At 38.1% G+C, this 23,565-nt stretch carries 23 protein-coding genes; 16 read left to right on the top strand and 7 right to left on the bottom strand.

Translation table 11 applies throughout. From position 1 onward, the window contains the following. Positions 1-38: 38 nt before the first annotated feature. The gene (locus J2X77_RS08725; protein ID WP_209576390.1) at positions 39-1,589 is read left to right on the top strand and encodes an ATP-binding protein; all 1,551 of its coding nucleotides are present in this window, start codon (positions 39-41) and stop codon (positions 1,587-1,589) included. 14 nt (positions 1,590-1,603) lie between these two features. Further along, positions 1,604-2,269, top strand: a complete 666-nt coding sequence (locus J2X77_RS08720; RefSeq protein WP_209576387.1) for a response regulator — start codon at positions 1,604-1,606, stop codon at positions 2,267-2,269. A gap of 248 nt (positions 2,270-2,517) precedes the next feature. Here the strand turns inward: J2X77_RS08720 and J2X77_RS08715 are convergent, their stop codons facing one another. Next, a complete protein-coding gene (locus tag J2X77_RS08715) occupies positions 2,518-3,006 on the bottom strand; it encodes a tol-pal system YbgF family protein (RefSeq protein WP_209576385.1) in 489 nt (162 codons plus the stop codon). A gap of 210 nt (positions 3,007-3,216) precedes the next feature. Here J2X77_RS08715 and J2X77_RS08710 point away from each other — a divergent pair, with 210 nt between their 5' ends. Genes J2X77_RS08710 through J2X77_RS08680 form a run of 7 tightly spaced genes read left to right on the top strand, consistent with a single transcriptional unit; the run spans position 3,217 to position 13,174 of the window. Then, positions 3,217-4,683, top strand: coding sequence for a hypothetical protein (locus tag J2X77_RS08710; RefSeq protein WP_209576383.1), 1,467 nt, complete (start codon positions 3,217-3,219; stop codon positions 4,681-4,683). Between the two features lie 2 nt (positions 4,684-4,685). Beyond that, the gene (locus tag J2X77_RS08705) at positions 4,686-5,078 is read left to right on the top strand and encodes a hypothetical protein (protein WP_209576381.1); all 393 of its coding nucleotides are present in this window, start codon (positions 4,686-4,688) and stop codon (positions 5,076-5,078) included. A gap of 2 nt (positions 5,079-5,080) precedes the next feature. Further along, the gene (locus J2X77_RS08700; protein WP_209576379.1) at positions 5,081-6,595 is read left to right on the top strand and encodes a hypothetical protein; all 1,515 of its coding nucleotides are present in this window, start codon (positions 5,081-5,083) and stop codon (positions 6,593-6,595) included. A gap of 5 nt (positions 6,596-6,600) precedes the next feature. Beyond that, positions 6,601-10,002 carry a hypothetical protein gene (locus J2X77_RS08695; protein ID WP_209576377.1) on the top strand — a complete coding sequence of 1,134 codons (3,402 nt, stop codon included), beginning with the start codon at positions 6,601-6,603 and terminating at the stop codon, positions 10,000-10,002. After that, a complete protein-coding gene (locus J2X77_RS08690) occupies positions 9,989-10,846 on the top strand; it encodes a hypothetical protein (protein WP_209576375.1) in 858 nt (285 codons plus the stop codon). The genes J2X77_RS08695 and J2X77_RS08690 overlap by 14 nt, the downstream gene beginning before the upstream one ends. 6 nt (positions 10,847-10,852) lie before the next feature. Beyond that, positions 10,853-12,481 carry a hypothetical protein gene (locus J2X77_RS08685; protein WP_209576373.1) on the top strand — a complete coding sequence of 543 codons (1,629 nt, stop codon included), beginning with the start codon at positions 10,853-10,855 and terminating at the stop codon, positions 12,479-12,481. A 3-nt stretch (positions 12,482-12,484) separates the two neighbouring features. Beyond that, entirely contained in the window at positions 12,485-13,174 is a 690-nt protein-coding gene (locus J2X77_RS08680; RefSeq protein WP_209576371.1) for a flagellar motor protein MotB, read from the top strand. 36 nt (positions 13,175-13,210) lie between these two features. Here J2X77_RS08680 and J2X77_RS23730 read toward each other — a convergent pair whose 3' ends face one another. Both J2X77_RS23730 and J2X77_RS08675 read right to left on the bottom strand, forming a co-directional pair. Then, complete coding sequence (locus tag J2X77_RS23730) at positions 13,211-13,522, bottom strand: DUF6804 family protein (protein ID WP_307187326.1); 312 nt, start codon at positions 13,520-13,522, stop codon at positions 13,211-13,213. Further along, a complete protein-coding gene (locus J2X77_RS08675; protein WP_209576369.1) occupies positions 13,519-14,088 on the bottom strand; it encodes a thermonuclease family protein in 570 nt (189 codons plus the stop codon). The genes J2X77_RS23730 and J2X77_RS08675 overlap by 4 nt, the downstream gene beginning before the upstream one ends. Positions 14,089-14,461: 373 nt before the next feature. Here J2X77_RS08675 and J2X77_RS08670 point away from each other — a divergent pair, with 373 nt between their 5' ends. Together J2X77_RS08670 and J2X77_RS08665 are read left to right on the top strand one after the other, a co-directional pair. After that, complete coding sequence (locus J2X77_RS08670; RefSeq protein ID WP_209576367.1) at positions 14,462-15,511, top strand: type I restriction endonuclease; 1,050 nt, start codon at positions 14,462-14,464, stop codon at positions 15,509-15,511. Between the two features lie 11 nt (positions 15,512-15,522). After that, on the top strand, positions 15,523-15,963 hold the full coding sequence (locus J2X77_RS08665) for a hypothetical protein (protein WP_209576365.1): 441 nt from the start codon (positions 15,523-15,525) through the stop codon (positions 15,961-15,963). Between the two features lie 199 nt (positions 15,964-16,162). Here J2X77_RS08665 and yidD read toward each other — a convergent pair whose 3' ends face one another. Further along, positions 16,163-16,441 (bottom strand): membrane protein insertion efficiency factor YidD, encoded by a 279-nt coding sequence (gene yidD / locus J2X77_RS08660; protein WP_120335546.1) that lies wholly within the window; start codon positions 16,439-16,441, stop codon positions 16,163-16,165. Next, entirely contained in the window at positions 16,438-16,665 is a 228-nt protein-coding gene (locus tag J2X77_RS08655) for a hypothetical protein (RefSeq protein WP_070570510.1), read from the bottom strand. The genes yidD and J2X77_RS08655 overlap by 4 nt, the downstream gene beginning before the upstream one ends. A gap of 740 nt (positions 16,666-17,405) precedes the next feature. On the opposite strand from J2X77_RS08655, the gene J2X77_RS08650 reads away from it, so the two are divergent. The 3 genes from J2X77_RS08650 to J2X77_RS08640 all read left to right on the top strand — a co-directional run bounded on the left by J2X77_RS08650 (position 17,406) and on the right by J2X77_RS08640 (position 19,676). Continuing rightward, positions 17,406-18,200 (top strand): type IV toxin-antitoxin system AbiEi family antitoxin domain-containing protein, encoded by a 795-nt coding sequence (locus J2X77_RS08650; RefSeq protein ID WP_209576363.1) that lies wholly within the window; start codon positions 17,406-17,408, stop codon positions 18,198-18,200. Then, positions 18,193-19,113: a nucleotidyl transferase AbiEii/AbiGii toxin family protein gene (locus tag J2X77_RS08645; RefSeq protein ID WP_310080275.1), complete on the top strand. Its 921-nt coding sequence runs from the start codon at positions 18,193-18,195 to the stop codon at positions 19,111-19,113. Before J2X77_RS08650 ends, J2X77_RS08645 begins: the two co-directional genes overlap by 8 nt. A gap of 293 nt (positions 19,114-19,406) precedes the next feature. Beyond that, complete coding sequence (locus tag J2X77_RS08640; protein ID WP_209576361.1) at positions 19,407-19,676, top strand: hypothetical protein; 270 nt, start codon at positions 19,407-19,409, stop codon at positions 19,674-19,676. A gap of 406 nt (positions 19,677-20,082) precedes the next feature. Here J2X77_RS08640 and J2X77_RS08635 read toward each other — a convergent pair whose 3' ends face one another. Then, a complete protein-coding gene (locus J2X77_RS08635) occupies positions 20,083-20,652 on the bottom strand; it encodes a hypothetical protein (protein WP_209576360.1) in 570 nt (189 codons plus the stop codon). 216 nt (positions 20,653-20,868) lie between these two features. On the opposite strand from J2X77_RS08635, the gene J2X77_RS08630 reads away from it, so the two are divergent. Further along, positions 20,869-21,315, top strand: coding sequence for a nuclear transport factor 2 family protein (locus tag J2X77_RS08630; RefSeq protein WP_209576358.1), 447 nt, complete (start codon positions 20,869-20,871; stop codon positions 21,313-21,315). Positions 21,316-21,410: 95 nt separating this feature from the next. On the opposite strand, the gene J2X77_RS08625 is transcribed toward J2X77_RS08630, so the two are convergent. Further along, positions 21,411-22,496 (bottom strand): Fic/DOC family N-terminal domain-containing protein, encoded by a 1,086-nt coding sequence (locus tag J2X77_RS08625; protein ID WP_209576356.1) that lies wholly within the window; start codon positions 22,494-22,496, stop codon positions 21,411-21,413. A 235-nt stretch (positions 22,497-22,731) separates the two neighbouring features. Between J2X77_RS08625 and J2X77_RS08620 the strand changes: the two genes are divergently transcribed. Next, positions 22,732-23,178, top strand: coding sequence for a nuclear transport factor 2 family protein (locus J2X77_RS08620; protein ID WP_310080272.1), 447 nt, complete (start codon positions 22,732-22,734; stop codon positions 23,176-23,178). The last annotated feature ends 387 nt before the right edge of the window (positions 23,179-23,565 follow it).

Raw genomic sequence — 23,565 nt, 5'->3', positions numbered from 1 at the left:
ATTTAAATAGGGCAAAGTGGTCTTTGAAAAATGGTCATATGGATAGTTCTTTTTTATATTTTGAAAAAGCTAAAGAGCAATTTTTATTAGCGAAGGATGATTTTAACGCAGCTAAATGTTTGATCCATATGGGAGTTAATCTATATGAAGTTGGTGATTATTTCGGAGCCCAAGAAACTTCTCTAGAAGCAGCTAAATATCTAAACTCTAGAATCGCTGAACAGCGAGCGTTGCTATCCCATGCCTATAACAACATTGCCAATGCAACGGATGATTTGAGAAATTATGATCATGCTATTCCGTATTATCTTTTAGCGATACAATATTCCGCAAGTAGGGAGAACATCTTAACATATAAGAACAATTTGGCTGTCTGTTTAAGAAATGCTAAACGCTATCCCGAATCAATTAAGCTTTCCGAAGAAATCTTGTCAAAAGTCCCGAGTGGAACAACGGACTACGCCAAGTTTTTAAATAATTTAGCCAAAACAAAATGGATTGCAGACAACAGCTATAATCCCGTACCGGATTATCATAAAGCTTTAACGATACGGACTAGTCAAAAAGATCGTTGGGGTCAGAATTCAAGTTATGCGAGTTTAGCTAAATATTATGACCATAGAAAACCAGATTCATCTATTTATTATCTACATAAGCAATATGAAATAGCAACTGAAATAAATAGCGCAGATGATAAATTGAATGCCTTGAGAGGATTGATTCAATCAAATTCCTCCAATTCTCAACGTTATCTGTCTACCTATTTGGCACTCAACGACAGCATCCAACAAGCCCGAGCAGCGGCCAAAAACCAGTTCGCCCTGATCCGCTACGAAGTCGAAAAAAATAAAGCCGATAATCTGCGGCTGGAAAAAGAAAATGCTGAAAAGCAGAACCGGCTTGTCAGACAACGTGCAATTACAGGTGCAAGTATTTTTTTACTCCTATTAGCTGTTGGTGGAGGAACGCTTTGGTACAAACGTCGCAAGCAACGTCTCGAACTCGAAGCACAGAACCGCGTCAAAGAGACGCAGCTACATCTTTCTAAAAAGATTCACGATGTGGTCGCCAATGGCATCTACCGAGTGATGTCGGAAATCGAACATGGCGATGAGGTGGACCGCGATGGTGTACTCGATAAACTGGAAAATATGTACCACCAGTCGCGCGATATCTCGCACGATGTCGAACAGGAAACGATCACAGAGATACCTTATAACGAGCAACTGGCCAGCTTACTCAAATCCTTTGCCGCTGACCATCGGAAGGTATTAATCGCCGGTAATGATGCCGAACAATGGGACGATATCAGTAAACGAATTAAAGATGAAGTCAAACATGTGCTTCAGGAGCTGATGGTCAATATGAAGAAACATAGTCAGGCCGAACAGGTCGTCGTACGTTTTGAAATATCAGACCAACAGCTTAACATATTCTATAAGGATAACGGTATAGGAATCCCAAAAGAAAAATCGAAAGGAAAAGGACTAGCAAATACGGTTTCCCGTATTGAAAGCCTGGGTGGTAAAATTACCTTTGTCAATGAACCGGGAAAAGGGCTCAATATCACGACCGTTATCCCATTATAAAAAGACAATAATGTATGTTTAAGAAAGTACTCATTGCCGAAGACCACGAGATAGCCAACATTTCTGTGCAGAAAACCCTGCACGACCTCGGTATTCACAATACCAAATACGTTTATTATTGCGACCATGCTCTGAACTGGATCAAAAATGCGATCCGCGATGATGAACCATATGACCTACTCATTACGGATATAGAATTTGAAGATGATGATAGTCCGCAGGAGATAAAAGATGGGCTTTCACTGATCAAAGCTGTCAAACTTGTACAACCAGATATCAAAGTTATTGTCCTGACGGCCAAGGACCGTTCGTCCCTGATCAATGATATGTTCAAGAACAATGAGATTGATGGCCTTGTTCGCAAAGCGCGCCGCGATGGCCAACATCTGCGCGAGGCATTGCAAGCTGTTGATCAGAACCGCACGTACCAATCGCCCGACAGTAAAAAATTTATTCAGGAGCAGAATTCGCATGAGTTTACGCAGTTTGACCTGCATATCATTAAACTCTTGTACGAAGGTGTATCCCAAAAGGAAATGCCCGAGTATCTCCAGCAACGAGACATTCGTCCGTCGAGCCTGAGTAGTATTGAGAAACGGCTCAACCTCATGAAGGATGTACTTGGATATACTAAAAACGAACAGCTTGTTGCGTACTGTAAAGAATTGGGCTTTATATAACAATCGTCGATATTGGATTACGGTTTTCCGTAAAGACTCTTGGGGGTATCGTGCTACCTTTGTGAAAGCAAGATAAATAACGAGGTAGGATTATTTGCTGAAAACGATATCTAATGCATTCAAGATATTTAGTGCCATATTTTAACCAATGAGATGATGAGAAAAGGCTATCGTAGGATAGCCTTTATCTGTTTCGTTATTATTTATAAAAGCTGGACTTATGATTGTCCCGGCTGAATTCACTCTTTTTAATCAGCCTGATTTGAAAACGTATTGATTGAGTTTAGTGCATAGTAAGCGATCCCATTATCAGGATATTGTTTCAGAATTTCTTCGTAGAGCGCTTTTGCTTTTTCGGCTTGCCCGGCCTGCACATAGCAGAATGCAATATTACAGAGCGCCATTTCCCGATAACACATTTTTGACGCACTCAACATCGTCACTGCACGATACTTGTCTACCCATGCGTTTCTAGTAAAAAAATCAAGACTCAGCTCAAAATGTTCTAAAGCCGCTTTGAAATCCTTCTGTTTGATAGCCTTCATTCCTTTGTTATGGCTTGAGGGAATAAGCTGTTGCAACAAAATAAATAACCCAGAAAATAAAACCACACCTATGAAAATTCCATGTTTTTGGAATAGAATAGTAAAAAATGCTATAAAAACAGCCCATACCAAGATGATGATTAGTATAGCAGACTGGGATACTTGCCGAACAATAGGAACATTTGCGCTCATACCGATGAATATATTGTTGGTTTTTATTTTTCTAAAGGTATCAAAATTCTCAAGAAATTCTCTTCTTCTTATCTCGATTACCTTAAGTTTTATAGATTTTTTTATCTGATGTACCTCATGAGGTGTCTTTACGGGAAACCGTAGAATTAACCCGTAAGCATCCGCTAGATTTGCTGTCAACGTAGACTGATCGTATAAAATTAATCTAATATGAATATAAGCAAATACGGAATAATGGCATCGCTGGCTCTTTCATTGGGTCTCCTCTTTTACAGCTGTGCCCCAAAATCAATATTGATTGAAAAGTTGGAAGAACTAAGTGCGGATGGTACGCTGGATTGCCAAGATTTGGAGCAATTAACAATGTATGTTCAGCAGAATAAAGAAGACCGTTCTTTTAAAAAATTAATCAAGAATGGTCAAGCTGATAAAATAGCGATCCAAAACTATATGCGCAAAAATGCGAATAAGGCTAAACTAAATATTGATCAATGTGGAGAAGTCAAAACAGCACCCACTTTCGCCATTTATTTAGAAAATTCAGCAAGTATGGATGGTTATGTTAGTGGTGTTTCGAATTTCGAATCTGTACTGTCGGATATTCTGATAGGCCTAAATTATCATTATGATAAGAATAACATTAAGTTCAATTTTATCAACTCAGAAATATATCCGGCGGAAGTTTCTAATGTCAATACATTCTTTAGCTCACTTGAGCCCGGTAAAGCTCCTTTTAAAGTGGGAAATCAATTTGTATCCGAATTAAATCAATGCTTTGAAAAGGTATTATCGGAGACGAAGGATAACGGGGTTTCCATTTTTGTTTCCGATTGTATCTATTCCCTGGGAAAAGGACGCTCTACCCAGCAAGGCCTCATTTTAGAAGAAAATATGACCAAAAGTGCCTTTATGCAAAGTTTGAAACAATCTGATCTTTCAACCTGCATCCTTCAGTTTACTTCTGGTTTTAATGGCACATATTACGACTATAATAATCAAAAGACCAAATTACAGCATGCCGAACGACCATATTATATCTGGATCATAGGAGCGGATAATAGCGTTCAGAATCTTCTCAGCAAAGTTCGATTTGCTGACATGAAAGGTTATCAAAATAGTTATTTCCTAAAAGGGAATCATGGCACGGAGCCCTCCACTCAGTATTTATCAGGTACCAATAGAATTGGCCGAGCAGTATATCGCTCTCAGGAGCCTAAGGATATCAAGGAAATTCAATTTGTGAATGGTGTATTTCAATACAGCATTGCCGCAGATATGAGTTCTTTCCCTGATAGAATGTCCGTCCTTGAAAATCGCAATTATGTCTTAAGCCCAGGAGCGACACTCGTAAGCGTTCAGGAAATCCCGTTCAATAACCAGCCTACTTTAATCCATCAAAACGATTGGCAGCGTATTAAAGACAATAAATTCACCCACCTGATCACAGTAAAAGTTAATCAAAAGGAATTCCCTGATGAACTGACTATTGCTTATAAAAATACGATGCCCTCCTGGGTGGACCGCTCATCCAATACGGACGATTCAGCTATCAAACAAACCACACAACAGACTTTTGGATTACGTAATCTAATTCACGGAGTCACTGAGGCTTACAAAACGCATAACAACAATCAAGATATATTATTTCAAATTAATTATAACCTAGCAATTAAGTAATCATGAACGATTTATTTGCCCTATTTTATGAGAAGTTTTATTACGAGACAGACTTCTCTTTAGAAATGTTTGATAGGTTCCTCTATCAAAAGTATGCCGTCATAGCTATTATAAGCGCGGCGGTATTTTCACTGGTCTTTTATTTTTTATTGGATAGACCTCGCTTCGCTAAAATTGGACTTTGGTTTATTCTCCTCACAGTCGCATCATTTGTAAGTGCGGCATACCTGTATAATGACTGTAAATCGATCATGGAGCAGCAAAATCTTGTTTTCCCAAGTGAAGCCTATTTCGGTGTAGCCATTGGAAGTTTTGTGCTTACCTTATTTATTTTCTTTATACTCTCACTATTCCTCCGAAAACTATCTAAAAACCTTTCTAGGACACCATTTTAGTTATGCCAAAATTATACGTTTTTGCTATTGGCGGGACAGGGTCCCGTGTAGTCAAGTCATTGACCATGTTATTGGCTGCTGGTGTTTCAACAGGATACGAAGTCGTTCCGATTATTCTGGATCCGGATTCTTCGGCGGCTGACGTCGCTAAAACGGAACATTTGCTTAATGAGTACCGAAGTATTCATAAAGCTATCGCGCCTAACAACGAGAAAGTGTTTTTTAAGAACAAAATCGAATCCTTGGGCGAGGTGATAGGTGCTGTAGGGACAAATGCATTAGGTAATGAATTCCGTCTTGGAATTGAAGGGCTTAATGGCGGTAAGTTCAAAGATTTTATCGACTATAATTTATTGGAAGACGGAGGTAGTAACCAGGCTCTCGTTGATGTACTTTTCTCCGAATCCAACTTGAATCTTGATCTGGAAGTTGGTTTTCAGGGCAATCCGAATATCGGATCTGTTGTGCTCAATAAATTTACCGAATCGGAAGAGTTCAACCTCTTTGCAAATAGTTTCAGTAATAACGACCGAATTTTTATTATCTCTTCCATATTTGGGGGAACGGGAGCCGCTGGATTCCCTTTGATATTAAAAAATATCCGGCATGGGCTGGTCAATGGGAAGCATTATGATCATCTCCGTAATGCGGTCGTTGGTGCTATTACGGTTATGCCTTATTTTAAGCTGGATGGGGACAATACAGATAACATTCAAAGTTCGACGTTTTATTCTAAGACCAAAGCGGCGCTGCACTACTATCACAAAAATATTAGTGAGAGCAAAGATATCAACGCGCTATATTATATCGCCGATGATAATAACAATGTGTACAAAAATGTTGTCGGTGGTACAGGACAAAAAAATGATAGTCATTTTGTCGAGCTGGCTGCTGCTTTGGCGATCGTAGACTTTGCAAATGATGGTTCTTTAAGCACACATGAGGGGAATGCTCAGAATCCTAAATACAAGGAATTTGGTGTCAACGATCTCTCGGCGTCAAATCCGGTGATCACGTTTAAGGATCTTTCCCATGAGACCCAAAATCAGATACAGCTCAATTTGACACAGCTCCTATTTTTCTCTCTTTATCTGGAGAGTGAACTAAAAGATAAATTGACTGCTCCTTTTGCCAAAGAGACTGCACCAGTTATTGACCAGAACTTTTTGAGCTCGGTATTTTATGGAAGGTTGTTGCACTTCTTAGATCAATACCGTATCTGGCTTGGAGAGATGAAACGCAATAAGATCAGCTTTTCACCTTATAATATCGCCGAGTTAATCGACAATCAGGGCGCTATTATCGGAGTTACCCCTCAAAATGCAGATTTAATGCAGCTTGTTTCTGGTTTTGCCCAGCGGAGTAGCATATTCAAATTATTCAAGGAGAAAAGCTATGACCTGATGACTGCGGCGCTAAATGAGCATCGTAAGAAAAAATACCCGACCGTAGAAAACAAACTGATGGTTCAATCGCATGATGCGACGGCAGAAATCATAACCAAATATTTATTCTAATCAACATGGCAAAAGTTTTTAGACTTTTTGACGATACGCCAATGACGCATTGGCAATCTCGCAGCACCGACTACAGCAGTGTTATTATCGAAAAGATCATTAGTCCCGATGGAGATCAAAGTTCGATATTGCCTACTTCGATACCTTCGCCTTTTGCTCGTCTAGATTTGTTTAATACTGCTTTTCGTTACTTTAACGATGCAAATAATAGGCTTGATGGCTATACGAATAACCATAAATTGGTCAGCGACTGCCTCGATTTGCTTGAACTACTTTATAATAAGGATTCCATCAACGGAGAGTTGACAATCAAGGTGTGGGACAAACAGCGTGACTTGGCTAAGTTAACCGATTCCAGCTATTCTCGTCACCAATTACTTGGCCGTACTTTGGACCTATTTCTTAAGCAAGATGATGAAGCATTCAACTTCGATCAGCTGCATCGCATCTATATTTTTTATTTCAATCACAAGATTATCGGCGCGACATCGCCTAAAACCATGGTGTTCACATCTGCCAATGATCTGGGGTTTGCGCAGGTCACTTTGCATGACCGCAAACTATTCACTGAACCGGCGTCACTCAAAAATAGAGATGAAGATTTTATTTTCTATTTGATGGCTTTTTTTAAAGAAAATCCGTCTTTGAGCAGATATATGCCAACGTTTTATGATTACGTCAAACGCAATGTCAAGGAGAAGATGGAACAGGATAAGACTTTTGTGGCTGCAATAAATGCGCTGGATGTTCAATTTTTGGAAAATAAGACGACGATTGATGGAAATGATTATGTAGTTGAAGTATTTAATGTACCGTTTCGGACCAAAAGTGTAAAAAACATTCAGGAGCGTATCGGTCGAGAATCACAATTTTTAATCCATGCTTCTAAAACAGTGTCGGGACTTCCTCCCATGGTACTCGCGACCAACGGGAATTTAGGGATGCTGGATTATTTGTACCAGGGCGTCAAATGGGATGTCAACACCAAGGTTCCTCCTCCAGCAGACGAAATGTTGGATGTACGAATCCTTCCCGGAAAAGATGTGAAATACCCTTATTTGACTGTAGATGATTTTTTGGAACAGGATATTTATGAAACACCTTATGAGATTAATAAAGACGCTTTTTTTGATGGAAATTTCACAAATGAGTCCGATCAGCAAGGTATTGGCTATCTTCTTCCCTTAAAGAAGACATTTTTTACTTATTTCAGCGAGGAGGATCTGATCAAGCGTAGCTTCTCCGGGAAAAAAATAATTGAGATTATTAAAAAGAAGAGTTCAGTCAATGTAAAGCTGCGAATACCGATTGACGGAGGCCGCCATGTGGTCGAACTGGAGAAAAAATATGAAACTACGGATATAAATCCTCAAAAAGGCAAGATTATACCTTGTGCTAAGTATTTTCAGCTATTTCCAATTCAAAAAGCAATTGTCAATCCCAATTACTACATGCAGGTAGTTGATGGGGGGGTGAATGATTATAGTCATTCCTTTCAACTTGCTTTTGATGGGAGACAGGCTGATTTTCGAAGTATGAAAGCAAAGCGTGATAGCCGTAATGGATCATTTTATAATACCTACTATTTCAGATTTAAAGAGGACTTTAATGCCATTTCTTTCAAAGAAGAAGATAGTGATAATGCTAATTATCTCATACCGCTATGGCGGAACGAACGTCATACAGGAGGTGCGTACACCTTTGCAATTGACTTTGGAACATCGAATACACACGTAGAGTATTCAGTTAATAATAGTGCTCCTTCGCCTTTAAATCTCCCATCAGATAAGAATGGTTTCGCAACATCTTTTAATAAACTTGACACCAGCATTAGTAGTTTACATGAGATCCAAAATCACAAGGATATTGAATTCATTGTTGAAAATATTTCGAGCGAGTCGAATTACAATTTTCCGATACGCACCGTAATATTAGACTATAATAATTTTGATCCGACCAATTTCCAGACAATTCTGGATTATAACATCGGTTTTACTTATGAAAAAACTAGTATGCCGAGCCTCAATAATGTAAAGGCTATCACTAATTTAAAATGGGTAAATGGAATTGAGGATATAGAAGGTGAAGCTAGAATGCGTTCTTTTTTGGAACAACTTATCATCATGTGTAAAACCAAGGTACTCGTAGAGCGGGGAGATATCTCTAAAACCAGATTTACCTGGACATATCCATTAAGTTACGGACAGTATAAAATCAATTTGATGGCTGGCTTAATGGAGGAGCTTGCCGAACAGCATTTTGGTCCAGGGATAGAGTGCATTAAGCTTTCGGAATCTATTGCTCCATTCTATTCCATCGCAAGTACAGGTAAGATTTTGGGAACTTCAAATACCATCCTATCATTAGATATAGGAGGAGGAACTATTGATAGCGTTGTTTATCAGAATCGTAAAGTTATTACTATTTCATCCGTCCTATTTGGGGCTAATTACCTTTATTCTGCAGGCTATACTACTGATCTAAGATCCAATGGGTTTTATAGACTTGGGTCGAAGTTTTTTACGGGATTATCAAATGTCAATAGCTATCATAATTTGAAAGAAATAGGGGAGACAATTGAACAGAGTGGAAAGATTGATGATATCATCGCTTATTATTTTTCTCTCGATAAAAAGAAAGAGCTGCAAAATGTAAATAATAAAAGCTTCAATGCTTTCTTGGCGATGCATGCCAATGAACGAGCTGTATTCCTGTTTTATCTTGCGTCAATAATTTATAACAGTGTTACTGCTATGAAAATTGCAGGCATATCTGCGCCTAGCTACTTGACTTTTTCGGGTACAGGATCGAAGTTCCTGTCTATTATTGATAAATCAAGTTCAAAAGAAAGCATCGTGATCTATGCGACGGCAATTATTAATGCAGTATACGGATTGCAAGATTCTTCTGAAAAAATGAGAGTGAAAGTACTCGTCCCAGATAGTCCCAAAGAACTTACTTCTAAAGGAGCAATAAATGTTCTCGAAGAAGGAGAAGAGGTGCTTGCAGAACTTTCTATCAATAGTTTGGATGAAAAGTTTAGGAGCTATCTAGGAGACAAAGAGCAAACTATAATTTCGAATGATAATCGATTGACCTATGAGGATTTGGGAAGCCAGTTCAATGAAAGTGTATATCAAGCATATTCAGAATTTGTGTCTTTATTCTTTCAGCTACCGGGAATTAATTATAAAAATGATTTCGGTATCGATTATGATCTTAAACGGAAATTCGAAAGCATCCTGTTAGACAAGAAGGTCGCAATAGAATTCTTAGAAGCAGGTTTAGCGCAGCGTACAAAGCAAGTTTCAGCCACAGATATCGTATCGGACAATTTGTCTTTCTATATAGTGAGAGGCATGCTTGGTGAAATGTTAAATAAATTACAAGAAGATGAAAACTGGTAAAATATATAAAAGTTTAATCATACTAGGATTTCCATTGATTATGGCTCCATGTATGGTCATTGCCCAACAGGCCGGTGCACAGGGGCGAACAACATTTGTATCCGACTCGACTCTACAGTGGATCGTGATCGTATTGTTAATAACGGTATTTGTTATTTTGATGATGTTAATCTTTCAGGGAATAGGCAAGAACAAGGCAATTTCTAGATTAAATAGAAGGATTGACGTAATTGTAAATTTACAAAATAGTGAAAACCAGATGCAGCTAAGACCCCAGGTATCCTCGAGTTTACCTCGATATAACGAGGTGGCGGACGAAAAATTGAAAAATCAGCTTAATGAACTGACGCGAAAGCTAGAGGAATTGAATAAAAAGGTCGATGCAAACCAAACAAAATCTATCCAGATAAACTCTCTGGATAAACTTAATGTTGATGAAATCCAATCTGCTGATCTGGTTTTGGAAACAGTCGTTCCGCAAGATCAGGATACCCTATCGGAACCGATAACACTTTCGATCCCTCAGCAACAAGAATTTGTTTCAAATTGTATGACAGCGGGTGCCTTTCAAGAACTGCTTCCTATAAGCAAAAAGAGTAGACATACGCCTTATATTATTTCAAAACGGGAAAATGAATACTATTTCCGTTTGGATGAGTCTAATTTGGATGCGATAACAACTGCAATCCAATATCGAAACAGTTATATAGATGGCTTCTGTGAGTCCCTGAATAATTATTTTCCTGGAGCAAAATCCTTTACACAGGAATCTAAACTCGGTAAACTCCAACTTGTGGAAGGCAAGCTGCAAGTAGTAGAAAAAATAAAGATCAGATATAGTTAATAACAGATGGACTGGATACATATTATTTTAGAATTAGCGGTTGTTGGTTATTTTATTTCACAGCAAGTTAAGACAGGGATTCAGCTTCGAGCTGCCATCGTTCAATTTGGTCGTTTTATTCCATACAAAGATTATTTTAATACCCAAAGCATCACGGTTTCCAAGATTCTTTTACAAGAAGGCCGGGTTGGCGAAATTTTTGAAACTATAAAAAACGATGAACAGACCGATTCGATACCCCAAAAAGGTTCGGTACAGGTTACGCTTATCAATCCAAGTACGACGTCGGGCACCTACTTTGACAACATTATTGAGTCACTGAATATCTATTTACTAAAAAACAATGGGGGTATAGCCGATTTTAATATTGTCAAAGATCTCGTGGAGCGCAATGTGAATGTTGAAGAAGATGATATTAAAGAAACTATCAATAAGCCCCTTTATCTGGGGCTTATGGCAACCATCGTCGGGATTATTTTTGGACTATTTGCCATGTTGATTAAGCTTTGGAACACGGATAATTCAGCGACTTCAGATTTGGTCAAACAGCTTGACCTGAATGATTTCCTTTTGGCAGTGTGTATTGCCATGGTTTCCAGTTTTCTGGGATTATTTATTACTTCGTTTATCGGATTAAATTCTTTTAAGAAAGCAAAGCGGGCAGTAGAGCAGAATAAAAATGAATTTTACAATTTCGTACAGACGGATTTGCTACCCGTAGTAAGCCAGGACTTTGGTTCATCCATCACCAAATTGACTAATACCATGAACTCATTCAACCTGGAATTTACAGCTAATATCAATACCCTGAACCATCTGTTTCAGAAGAATTATGATACCTTAAAAGTTCAGGATACAGTTTTGGGTCGGCTAGAACAATTGAATGCCAATGATTTCGTTAAGATGAACGCGAATGTATTGCTGCGTCTTGAAAAAGCAACCAATAGTTTTGACAAGTTTAACGTTTTTATGGAAAGTCTCAATAGCAGGCTGTCAGAAACACGTGTACTGAGCGATAGTATAGCGAAGTTACTTGACCGCGCAAATAATTTTGATAGTATTGCACACAAGATCGATGCCCGGGTAGACGATACCAATGCGATTATCTCTTTCCTTCAGCAACAATTTTCTAGTCTAGATGCCATGTCTTCGCGGTATAAAGAGATGATTTTGCGCGTGGACGATAACTTAGACGAGACACTCAAGGTTTTTGAAAATCATGTGATTATGAAACGTGAGGGACTGACCAATCTGATTACCGAGCAGCATGATCTCTTAGAAAAGGCTTATACAGAAAATGTAACTAAATTTGATAAATTGGATCTACTGGACAATCTGAACGTGTTGCCAGCAATCAAATCTGGTTTTGATAAGCATCAATCGGACATGCGGTCAGAACAGATCAATCATATCAATACCGTAAGCAAACTTGGAGCAGAAGTAAAGATCAATAAGGAACAGATCAGTACAATCCAAAAAACGCTGAAGGAAGTCAATGTCAAGGTTTCGGACGCTTCTGACAGAAGGGAGGAGATAAACAAGTTGAATACCATATCTACGGTGCTCAGTAAATTGAAAGAAGAAGTCGAGAAAAGCAACGAGAGTATTTTTAAACGCATTTTCGGAAAAAAATAGGTCATGGCAAAAAAAGAAGGAAACAATATTTTCTGGGTCAGCTTTTCCGATCTGATGACGAGCCTGTTTTTTATTGTACTGGTTCTATTTGTTGTAACCTATGTAAACAACCGCAATACAATTATTGCCCAGGATGAACAGTTGCAGGTATACAAAGAAGTAGAGGATTCACTAATGCCGTTGAAAAATAACAGTTCATTTCGGTATGAGGATAAGTACAAGCGATTCCTGCTCAATTTTGAAGTTAAATTCAAGCCCTCTGCTTTCGAGATTCAGGAGGGCAATTTGGAAAACTACGCGGTCACGCGCGCGAAAGTCATTGATGCCGGTAAAAAGCTTAAGGAAGTACTTGATGCGGTCGTCAGATCCGCAAAGGAGCAGAACCGTGTTGATGGAGAGAAGGTATCTTACCTTGTTATAATTTCCGGTTACGCCTCCAAATTGTACAATGCGGATACCTCGCCCTTGGGACGGAAAAAAGAGTATGAGCTGAGCTATAATCGGGCCTATGCCCTGTCTAAATTCTGGAAAGCCCAGGGAATAGATTTTGAGGAGCAAGCTTACGGTGAATTGATTGATCTCCAGTTGTCCGGAAATGGCTGGGGCGGAGTGGGGCGCGATCAAGCTAATGAGGATAATAACCAACGCTTTATTATTCAGATCGTACCAAAAATATCCAATCGAAACCTCTAAAAACTTCCAAAAAAATAGCTTAAGTAAACACTTAAGCTATTTTTTAGTCTTTCTTGTCCGTCGATTTAAATTGATCAATAGCCATATTGCCGTAGCGACATCAACGATGTTCCAGATTAATCTTCCCAATGGTAACCGAAGGATGGGTTGAAACAAAATAATCAGTACGATGCAGATTATAAATTCACTGTTCCGGGAATGTCGCTTGGTTTTGGGTATATTGATAAGCTGTAGGATAAAAACCAAGCAACCAAATATGCGAAGAATGGTAAAGTAACCATATGGTAAGGGTAAGAGGGCCAATATGAGGCCGCAGATCAAGGCAATTTTTAGTGATTTCAGATTCATTCAGTGATATTTTTGGACCAAAGTCCCAGACCTTTTTCCCGCGCATAATGTTGAGCCTCCTGAAAGCGCTGTTCATATTTTACATTAGGAGCAATCGTCATCAGGATGGCATAGCCATCTTTGACGATTTTTTCATTGATAAAAGTACCATCTATTAAATAGGCATAGGCCAAGGTTCTTCCATATTGGTCGAGCGAATCTACATCAAATTCCAGTCTGATTGTTTTATGCAACAGTAGATCTGTGGCGTACCGGGATGCTTCTTTTCCGAAAACCTGCTCTTTCTTGCGAAAATAATTGCGGGGCTCCGGCGCATCTATTCCGATGAGCCGTATTTTGATTCGTTGCTCCCTGTCATCTTTGCACCAAAACGTATCCCCATCCGATACCTTTGTGACGCGGTATATGCCATTTGGAAGGTTTTTATTGTCCTTGATCCCACTAGATGAGAACCCTAACATTTTCTGTTTGCAATCTTCTGATTTGGACTGGCAGCTGACCAATGGCGATGATATCAGGAGAAGAGAGCCGAATACGAAGCTCCATTTTCGATAAGTACTTTGCATAGGACGTGTTTATTTACCTTCTTTTTCCTTTTCTTTTTTCTGCCGAATTGCGGCAACGTTCAGAGCAATAGGATTTGCCGAACATAAACGTGAGTACCTTCATAGTGAAGCCTTTCCCTTTATAACTCTTTTTTTCGTTTCCGGACTTAATTTCTTTGTTGCACCACGCGCATGGATCATACATGTTTTAATTATTTAAAGGTGAATTATAGGATCAATTATATGGCTCAAAATTAGGATTTACATTTTTCTGGATTTATGGTTTCCCGTAAAAAGCCCTCGTAGTGAGTAGCTACTTTTGGACTATCAGAAATAAATAATTTAAACGCTGTATAGCAAAATCAAATAAGCCATTTATTAAAAATTAAAAACCATGGATTTTAAAGATGAGATTCGTCAATTTGCCAAGCGCGTTGACCGACTTTTACCACAGATCAAAACAGAGGAAGCCACAAAGACATCCTTAGTGATGCCGTTTTTGAAGATATTGGGATACGATGTGTTTGATCCGTTTGAGGTACAACCCGAGTTTATTGCCGATATCGGTATCAAGAAAGGGGAGAAGGTTGACTATGCGATATTACGTGAAGACAAACCTGTTATCTTAATTGAATGCAAACATTATGCGGACGGGCTTGATCCACACAATTCACAATTGTTCCGTTATTTCCATACCACAGAAGCTAAATTTGGTTTGCTGACGAACGGCGTAGAATACCGGTTTTACACCGATCTGGTTACACCGAATAAGATGGACGAGAAACCATTTTTCGAGTTCAAGATTATGGACATCAAAGACAATGAGGTATCCGAATTGCGCAAATTCCATAAGACAGAATTTGATCTCGAAAGCATTTCCAGCGTTGCGAGCGAATTAAAGTACTTTAATGAGCTGACGATTTTAGCGATGGCAGAAATGCAGAATCCGAGTGATGATTTCGTTCGTTTTTTTGCGAAGCAAGCCTATCCAAGTGTTGTTACAGCAAAGGTTTTGGAACAGTTTACGCCATTGGTAAAGCGCGTGTTTACACAGATTGTCAATGACCAGATCGCCGAAAGACTAAAAAGCGCACTGAAAAAAGAAACTGAAGCCGAAGAAAAGAGCGCTGCAATTGCACCGACACAACCCGATGCCTTGATTGTCACCACGGAGGAAGAGATTGAGGGATACCTGATTATTAAATCTATTTTGCGTAAAGAGATCGAGGTAGGTCGCATATTTATGCGTGATAATCAGTCCTACTGTGGCATCTTACTAGATGATAACAATCGCAAACCAATTTGTCGATTCTATTTTACGCCTAATCGCCTGCGTATCGGGTTGTTTGACAAAGACAAAAAGGAGGCTAAATATGATCTAGATTCATTGGATGATATCTACAAATATTCAGAGCAGATCGTGGAAACCGTCATTAACTATTAATCAGCTGTGTTATGAAAAAGTATCTATTGTTATTTCTTATTTCATTTTTATCTATGGCCTGTAAAAAAGCTGAATCGGAATACGATACATATGGTTATGAAACAGAATGTGATGAATGTGACATTAACTATGTTGATGATCTAGGGGCTACGGTGTATGTGAATGGTCATAAAGGAACATGGAAGAAAGATTTTGCACGCTCGGTATTCACAGAGATGAAAGTGACCGTCACTGCGCGACAATCGAATTCGAATACTGTGTCTGCTCATATTATAAAAGACGGTAAGCGGCTGGTTTCGAAGTCAGGCAATTCCAGTGTTACTGTTAGACACATCGTAAAAAGTTCGGGATCAACTAAACCTGTTTCGAGCATCTGTGGTGCTCCAACCCAAAAAGGAGGACCGTGTCAGCGAAAAGTGTCAGGTGGGGGAAGGTGCTGGCAGCATAAATAAAGATTCAGGACTGAATAAAGGTTGTTCAATAAAGCCTTATTGAACAACCTTTAAAAAGCCAATTACCTACATTCGGAGAGGTTTAACAGATTATTGTTTACAGTGTATATGACTTTCTCAGTTATCTTCGGCTTTTTGTATTGATTTAGTTCGCAAAAATACAGATAGGTATGCTTTTTAAGTTCCATCCCTAAACTATTTACAACAACCTCTCCGCGATCTCCGCCTCGCCAACCACTACACCGCCTTTCAGGTACATCATCCGCTCACCACTTTTATAATCCGTGATTATGTCAAAGTGACCATTACAGGTTCTCATGCGTGAAAGCAATGCTTTCCTACCTGCCCTAAAGCCTTCATGTTTAGTTACGTCAAATACATATTTAGAGCAGCTATGCCTAAATATACACTTACGTCTTCTTTCAGGTGGGATGATCAACCAATACAACCGGATCGCGGTTAATAGGAGAGACTTCATGGCCTTGAAAATACCACCATCTGTCTTGCCGTCGTATATCCAGGTTTATTATTAAAACAACCATTTTCGGCATGTACATAAGTTGTGACGCTTTCTAGTCTTACATAGTTCCATCCTCCTGATGCACCCTGATTAATCAGGTTTTCTAATTGTTCTGCTACTTGATCCGATGTGCCTGTCCTTGGGTCTATCGATGCTACAAAAGGTACTACTTTGTATTCCATAATATCAGTATTTGATTGGGTTAATGATTTAATTAAAGCTATATAGTAAAATATTGAAAATCATTGTGTTTTGAGTTTTATTGCAATCCATTTTACAATATTGTCAATTTTAAGAATAAAAAATTACAGATTATTACGGCTTCCCGTAAAAGTTATGCCTGTGCACCCGGTGGCTAGCTACTGTATTAAAGAACATGTCAAGATGAGGAATGCTTTTGCATTTTATCTGACCTCTGGAGACTGGCTTTTACGAACCAAGATCAGTATTTTAATACACTGAGTTTTGCCAATGAGCAGTTTTACGATCCTATCAAGGGCACTTTGCAGTTTGATGTGTCCGATCTGGTGCTGATTAAGCCCAGCGGGCGAAATCAGGTCCGCTTGTAAAGGCTGAAAAACAAATTGGATAAGCAAGAGATCGATGGCATCAAAAGATCGATTTTGGCCATTGGCGATGCTCCGGTTGTCTTAGGTGACTGGCAACAATGGGTGTATTTTTTGTAGAGCGGAGGATCTCGGCGGGTCAATTCAGATAACATGATATCAATTTGAGTTTTTTATATCCATTTCTTTAAAATCAGGAATAACGGTATTATGCTTGTTTTCGAAAAGACTTACTTGTTTATATATTTCTTTATTATCGGCGAAAAACGCCGATAATATAAGTTTTGTTAAATAAATTAGTTTATGTATATTTGATTTATCGGCGTTTTTCGCCGATAAATTTAAATAGTTTAAACATGAATATGTATTCTCAGAGAAGGAAAGATGTGTTAAAATTAGTGCCGGAGGGAGCTTTGGTTACCAGATCTTGGCTACAGCAGAATGATCTCACAGGCCATGCGATCGATAATTTATTGAAGAGCCGACTATTGGAAACTGTGAAAAATGGAGTATATAAACGTGAAGGGGCAGAAGTGGAATGGGGGGATATTGTCTATTTCCTGCAGAAACAGCTGAATACAGATCTAACCATTGGAGGCCTATCGGCTTTAGAACTTCAGAAACTGACCCATTATCTCCCGATGTCTAATCAACGCTTGATTCATTTATATGGCCGGGATAATCTTCCCATATGGATAAATAACCTTACAACAGGGATCAAATTTCTTAAGCATAGTTCTGGCTATTTATTTGGTAATAGTTTTGAAGATGAAAGGCCGCTAGCATTACTTGAGTTTACTAGAGCTTTCAGTTGGAAAAATACAAAGGAAGGCTTACGTATATCCATTCCTGAAAGAGCTATTTTGGAAGTGATGAATCAAGTTCCCCAAAATATATCATTTGAACATGCGGATGAATTAATGCAGGGATTAAATACGCTTTCTCCTAGGACACTCCAAAGATTATTGGAACTGTGCACAAATATCAAAGTTCGCAGGCTTTTCTTTTACCTTGCCGAGCGTCAAAATCATACCTGGTTTACAAAACTTCAATCTGAGAAAATAGATTTTGGATCTGGTAATCGTGTGATCGTCACAGGTGGGAAACTAAATAAGAAATATAAAATAACTGTTCCTGATTTTTATGAGTAAGAAAGAAGAATATGCCGAGCAGGTCCGTTTATTGATCCGATTGTTACCTATAATCGATAAAGAAGACTGTTTTGCACTTAAAGGCGGTACGGCTATTAATTTGTTTTATAGAGATTTGCCAAGGCTTTCCGTAGACATCGATTTGTTGTATCTGCCAATGGAGGATCGCGACGCCTCTCTTGAAAATATCAGAGCTGCATTAGCGAGAATAACAGATTCCATAAAGAAATCGATTGCAGGTGCCCAAGTTCAAAATACAACACTACAACAGGATAATTCTTTACGAATAATAGTTTCACTTAATGATGTTCGTGTTAAAATAGAACTATCTCCTGTTATACGTGGAAGCCTTTTCCCAGCTGTCAGAATGGAAGTGCGACCGCAGGTTGAAAAAGAATTTGGTTATGCTGAAATGCTAGTTGCATCACACCCAGATCTGTATGCTGGTAAACTTTGCGCTGCCCTAGATCGTCAACATCCCCGTGATTTGTTTGATGTAAAACAGTTATACGAAAATGAAGGATTAACGGAAGAATTACGAAAAACATTTCTTGTATTTTTAATAAGTCATTTTCGACCGATGGCAGAACTGCTTAATCCAAACCGAAAAGATATCTCAGGTATATATGAAATGGAGTTTGCGCAAATGGCAGAAATTGAAGTTTCTTTAGAGGAGCTACTTTCTGTACGGGAGAAACTGATTGCAGATATCAACAAGGAGATGACTGATAGTGAACGTAAATTTTTACTCTCTGTCAAAAATAAGACACCTGATTGGGCACTCTTAGGATTGGAAGCAGCTTTAGTCTCGGAACTTCCTTCAGTGAAATGGAGATTAATCAATTTAAATAAAATGTCAGAGAATAAACACGTGACCGCTTACAAAAATCTAGAAGCTGTCCTATATCCTTAAAGTCAAGCTGAATATGAGAGATATGGCTTTTTTACGTCAAAAGGGCCTGATTTTCATCAGACCCTTTCTCTTAGCGTTTATTTGTACAGTAATTTTTATGTTTCCTATCGTTTCCTCTTTTTTGTTTCGTCATCCAATGCTTTTAAAGACTATTGGATTTTCACTGTACGACGCCAATTTTTATGTTGAACCTTTCTTTCGAAAGATAGCTTGTAGCCGGTTTGTATTGTAAGAACAACAGTCAATTTGAAATAGTTTTATTGGAGTAATTTTTTTTGATAACTTGAATTAAAATGGATACAGTCTTATATCATCAAAAGCTTTTAGAACACTATACCTATAATTGGGGAAAGGAATATAAGATATTGACTTGGCAGAAAGGTTTTTATGATGATTTAGGTGATCATTTTCGGATCCTGGAATTTCCCCCAATAACCGAACGCAATATGTGGATTTATGCTACTGTGGGTATGTCTTGTTTGGAAGATGAATTTGGACTCGAACTGCACATGTTTTCTGGTGAGCAAGATCAAATGCTAGTTGAATCATTAATAGGTTGCTAAGTTTATCTAAAAATGATAAAGAAAAATAAACTTAGATAGACTCAAGATAGATATTTGATGTGGTAATTTTTATTTTTATTTGTCTTATAGTGACTTAAGTTTGTCTAAAAAGTGATAGGAAAATAAATTTAGATAAACTTTTAGATATTCTAAAACACGTTTGACGTCTGCGATAGTACAGATACAGGTGGGCGGCTCTGTTTAAGCAGAGCCGCCCACCTGTATCTGTACCTTACGATTGTTTTTTTCCTTCCATGAAACTATCGAAGATAGTTTCAGTGGTGTTGAAGAACCAAAGAGATAATATCATTCCATTAAAAAGATGTCTCTTCTTTTTCTAGAAAAAAAAGTCCCTAAATATATTTGTGAATTGTGTTTATCACTATTGTAGAATATAAATTCCGATCTAATTCTGAGAAATTATATTACCAGCAAAATCTAGTTCATATACATGCGATCCGAAATCAATAAGTTGTATGCTTTTGGGTAATACTGTCAATTCTTGATGGCCATTATTATTTACCCAGATATCGCGTCCTCCAAATTGCCATTTTATTTCTCCGAGTTTTGTTATTCTTGTGATTTCGAGTTCACCATGAACGAGCAGATCATCTTCTATTTTCTGAACACTAAAATTCGTTACATAATCTACTTGTCCTGTCCATTTGAGCGTCAAGTCTGGTATATTTAAATAGTACAGTTTATTCCCAACGCAAATATAAAGCACACGCTCCTCGATTATAAAGGAGGATTCGCTCAATCCTGTGAAAACCCCGGTATGACAAAGAATATCACTAGCCACTTCATCATGACCATGCTTTACTAAAATGGCAACGTTAGATACGTTGCTATACCGATCGCAAGAATCATCGACATATACCCGGTTGTAGCGTCTGAGATTATCAGCGGATTCAACTGTATATTGGTGATCGGTATAGATGAATACTTTATATTGTTGATGGGCAATTTCAATCATTTGGACTTGTAGAAGCTTTTGCTATTAAAGATAGCAGTTAGAGTCTGATTATCGAAAATTCAGTGCATTATTCTAAGCCTTTTCACCTCCCCATTTCCGCCATTCACCGAGTTTTCCTGATTGTTGGTCTAAAGCAAGTAGGCTAGGGGCCTATTGTGTCGTAGTTTTGAGTCAACAAATAAGAACAACAGAACTAACACAATAAAAAAAGACATTATGAAAGCATTAGTAAAAACATTCGCAGCAGCAGCTTTAATCGCCGTATCAACATTCGCTATGGCAGCAGAAGGACCAGGAGCAAAAGCAACAAAAGCAACCGTTAACCTTTCTACCGCAGATTTCGCTTTAGCGCACTATGTTGCGGTAACCATAGAGGGAGAATCAGCAGGAGTAGATCAGTTATTTGCTGAGGATTTTAATCAAAAGATCCAGGCTACCAATGCACAAAATCACAGCCGTAGCGAAGTGGTTAAATCCTTGAAAAAACAAAAAGGAGAGAAGCTGAACTGTACAGTAAGCACTGATATAATCGAAGAATCTGCTGATTATATGGTCGCTAAAGTGACGTTGAAATTTGAGAACTTTAGGAAAATAGATCTAGTTACTTTGGAGCGTGTGGGCAATGACTGGAAAGTATGCCAATCGATCAATTCGTATAAATAGTATCCAATAACTGGTGGTTTGCCAGTAAAAGAAGGTAGATCACTAGTGAATCACCTATTTATTAAGGCCACGTCGAGAGATGTGGCTTTTGCAGTTTACTGATTTTCAAGAATTTTCAACAGTTTTTGATTTAAGTACAGTTTTTCCTTTCCGACTTTTACGGATTCAAGAATTCCATTCTGCTCCAATGCGATTAGATAATTTCCAACAGTTTTCGCATTTCCTAAATTGTCGTCAATCAAATTTTGACGTTTTGTATAAGGTAATCTAAATAATATCTCAACTAAATCTTTTGAATACATTTTAGGAAGTTTCGTTTTGATGTTAGTACTCATTTCCTCTATCGCTTGTGTGATTAGATTTAATCGTTTGAGACTTTTTGATGCTGTTTGTTCGATCATATCTAACATATATAAGATGTAATCTTCCCAATTTTCATTTTCTGTTACTCCCCTGAGTTTGGTATAATAATCATTTTTATTCTGAATGATGTATTCGCTTAGATAAATTACTGGAACTTCTAATAGTCCGGAAAGTTTTAAGTAGAGCAAAAGTAGAATTCTTCCAGTTCTACCATTTCCATCTACAAAAGGGTGGATTGCTTCAAACTGGTAATGTAATAACGCCATTTTGATCAATGGATCAATGTTGCTTTCTTCATTGATGAATTTTTCTAAATTAGCGAGTTTCTCTCTAATGATTGTTTCTCCACTTGGCGGTGTGTAGATAATTTCACCGCGATTGTTGCTTAGCGTTGTTCCTGGTGTAACCCGAATGGATGCATTATTTTGTTTAATACATTGAACTATTTTAATGCAAAGGTTTGTAGTAATAAAAGGTTTAGCTTTGAGTTCTTCAAGACCTAGCCATAGCGCTTTTTTATAACTTAAAACTTCTTTTGTTGATAAATTTTCAATTTTCTTGTCAGCAACAAATGATTTGTATAATTCATCATTTGTTGTAATGATATTTTCAACTTCCGAACTTGCTTTTGCTTCTTGTAAGTAAATTGTATCAAGAAATAGCGTCGGATTTGGTAAATTTAATAAAGTACCATTTAGTTGGGCCAGTACACGACCAGCAGAAATAGTTTTCCGCAGAATTTTTTTTGTTTCGATATCCTTGGTTGGTGGCAATAATGGTAAATCGTTATAGGAATATTTTCGGTCAAATTTATTCATTCCTTCGAGTGTAAATTTTACTTCTGTGTGTGTTACGAGTGTAAAAATAGTAAAAAATTACTCCTGTTTCTTGTTTAGGTTTAAAATATGCTCTTATTTTATTTCACCTCCCTATTCCCGCCATTCACCGAGTTTTCCCGATCGTTAGTCTAAAGTCAATAGGCTAGGGGCTTATTGTGTCGTAGTTTTGAGTCAACAAATAAGAACTAAAAACTAACAATATAAAAAAGACATTATGAATACGCTAGTAAAAACATTCGCCGCAGCAGCCTTAATCGCAGTATCAACATTTGCTATGGCGGCAGAAGGACCAGGAGCAAAAGCAACAAAAGCAAACGTTAACCTTTCTACCGCAGATTTCTCTTTAGCGTACTATGTTGCGGTAACTGCTGAAGGAGAATCAGCAGGAGTAGAGCAATTGTTCGCCGAAGATTTCAATCAAAAGATCCAAGCTACCAATGCACAAAGCAACAGCCGTAGCGAAGTGCTTAAATCCTTGAAAAAACAAAAAGGCGAAAGGCTAAACTGTACAGTAAGCACCGACATCTTAGAAGAATCAGCTGACTTTATGGTCGCTAAAGTAACCTTAAAATTTGAGAATTTCAGCAAAACAGACCTAGTTACCTTGGAGCGCGTGGGCGATGACTGGAAAGTATCCAAATCAATCAATTCGTATAAATAAGTGCCATCTTAAATAAATATATATGTTGTGAAGCCACGTCATGAGATGTGGCTTTTTTATGATCTATTTAATAACGAGTTGTCTCGGGGATAACGTGGTGAGTCGAGCTCAATCAGAAAAATTAAGTAGAAGGAATAGATAAATTTAGTAGAAAGATTAGGTAATTTAAGGAGAAGAAATAGGAGAAGAACATAAAGGAATATACAGTTACAATGCTCGTACAATAGGTTGTGGGCTGTTTTAGAAGGGAAAGAGTAAATATTTTAGGGAAAGGAATAGGGAAAGGAATAGGGAAAGATTAGGAGAAGAAGAAGTAGAAAATAAGTAGAAGAATTAGTAGAAATATAGGGGGGCGCCTTGTTTATAGATCTTGATTGTTCTAGAGTA

The organism is Sphingobacterium sp. 2149 (assembly GCF_031455655.1).
Taxonomy (GTDB): Bacteria; Bacteroidota; Bacteroidia; order Sphingobacteriales; family Sphingobacteriaceae; genus Sphingobacterium.
Note: the sequence above shows the minus strand (reverse complement) of the source record. Positions and strands in the feature narration are given on the sequence as shown.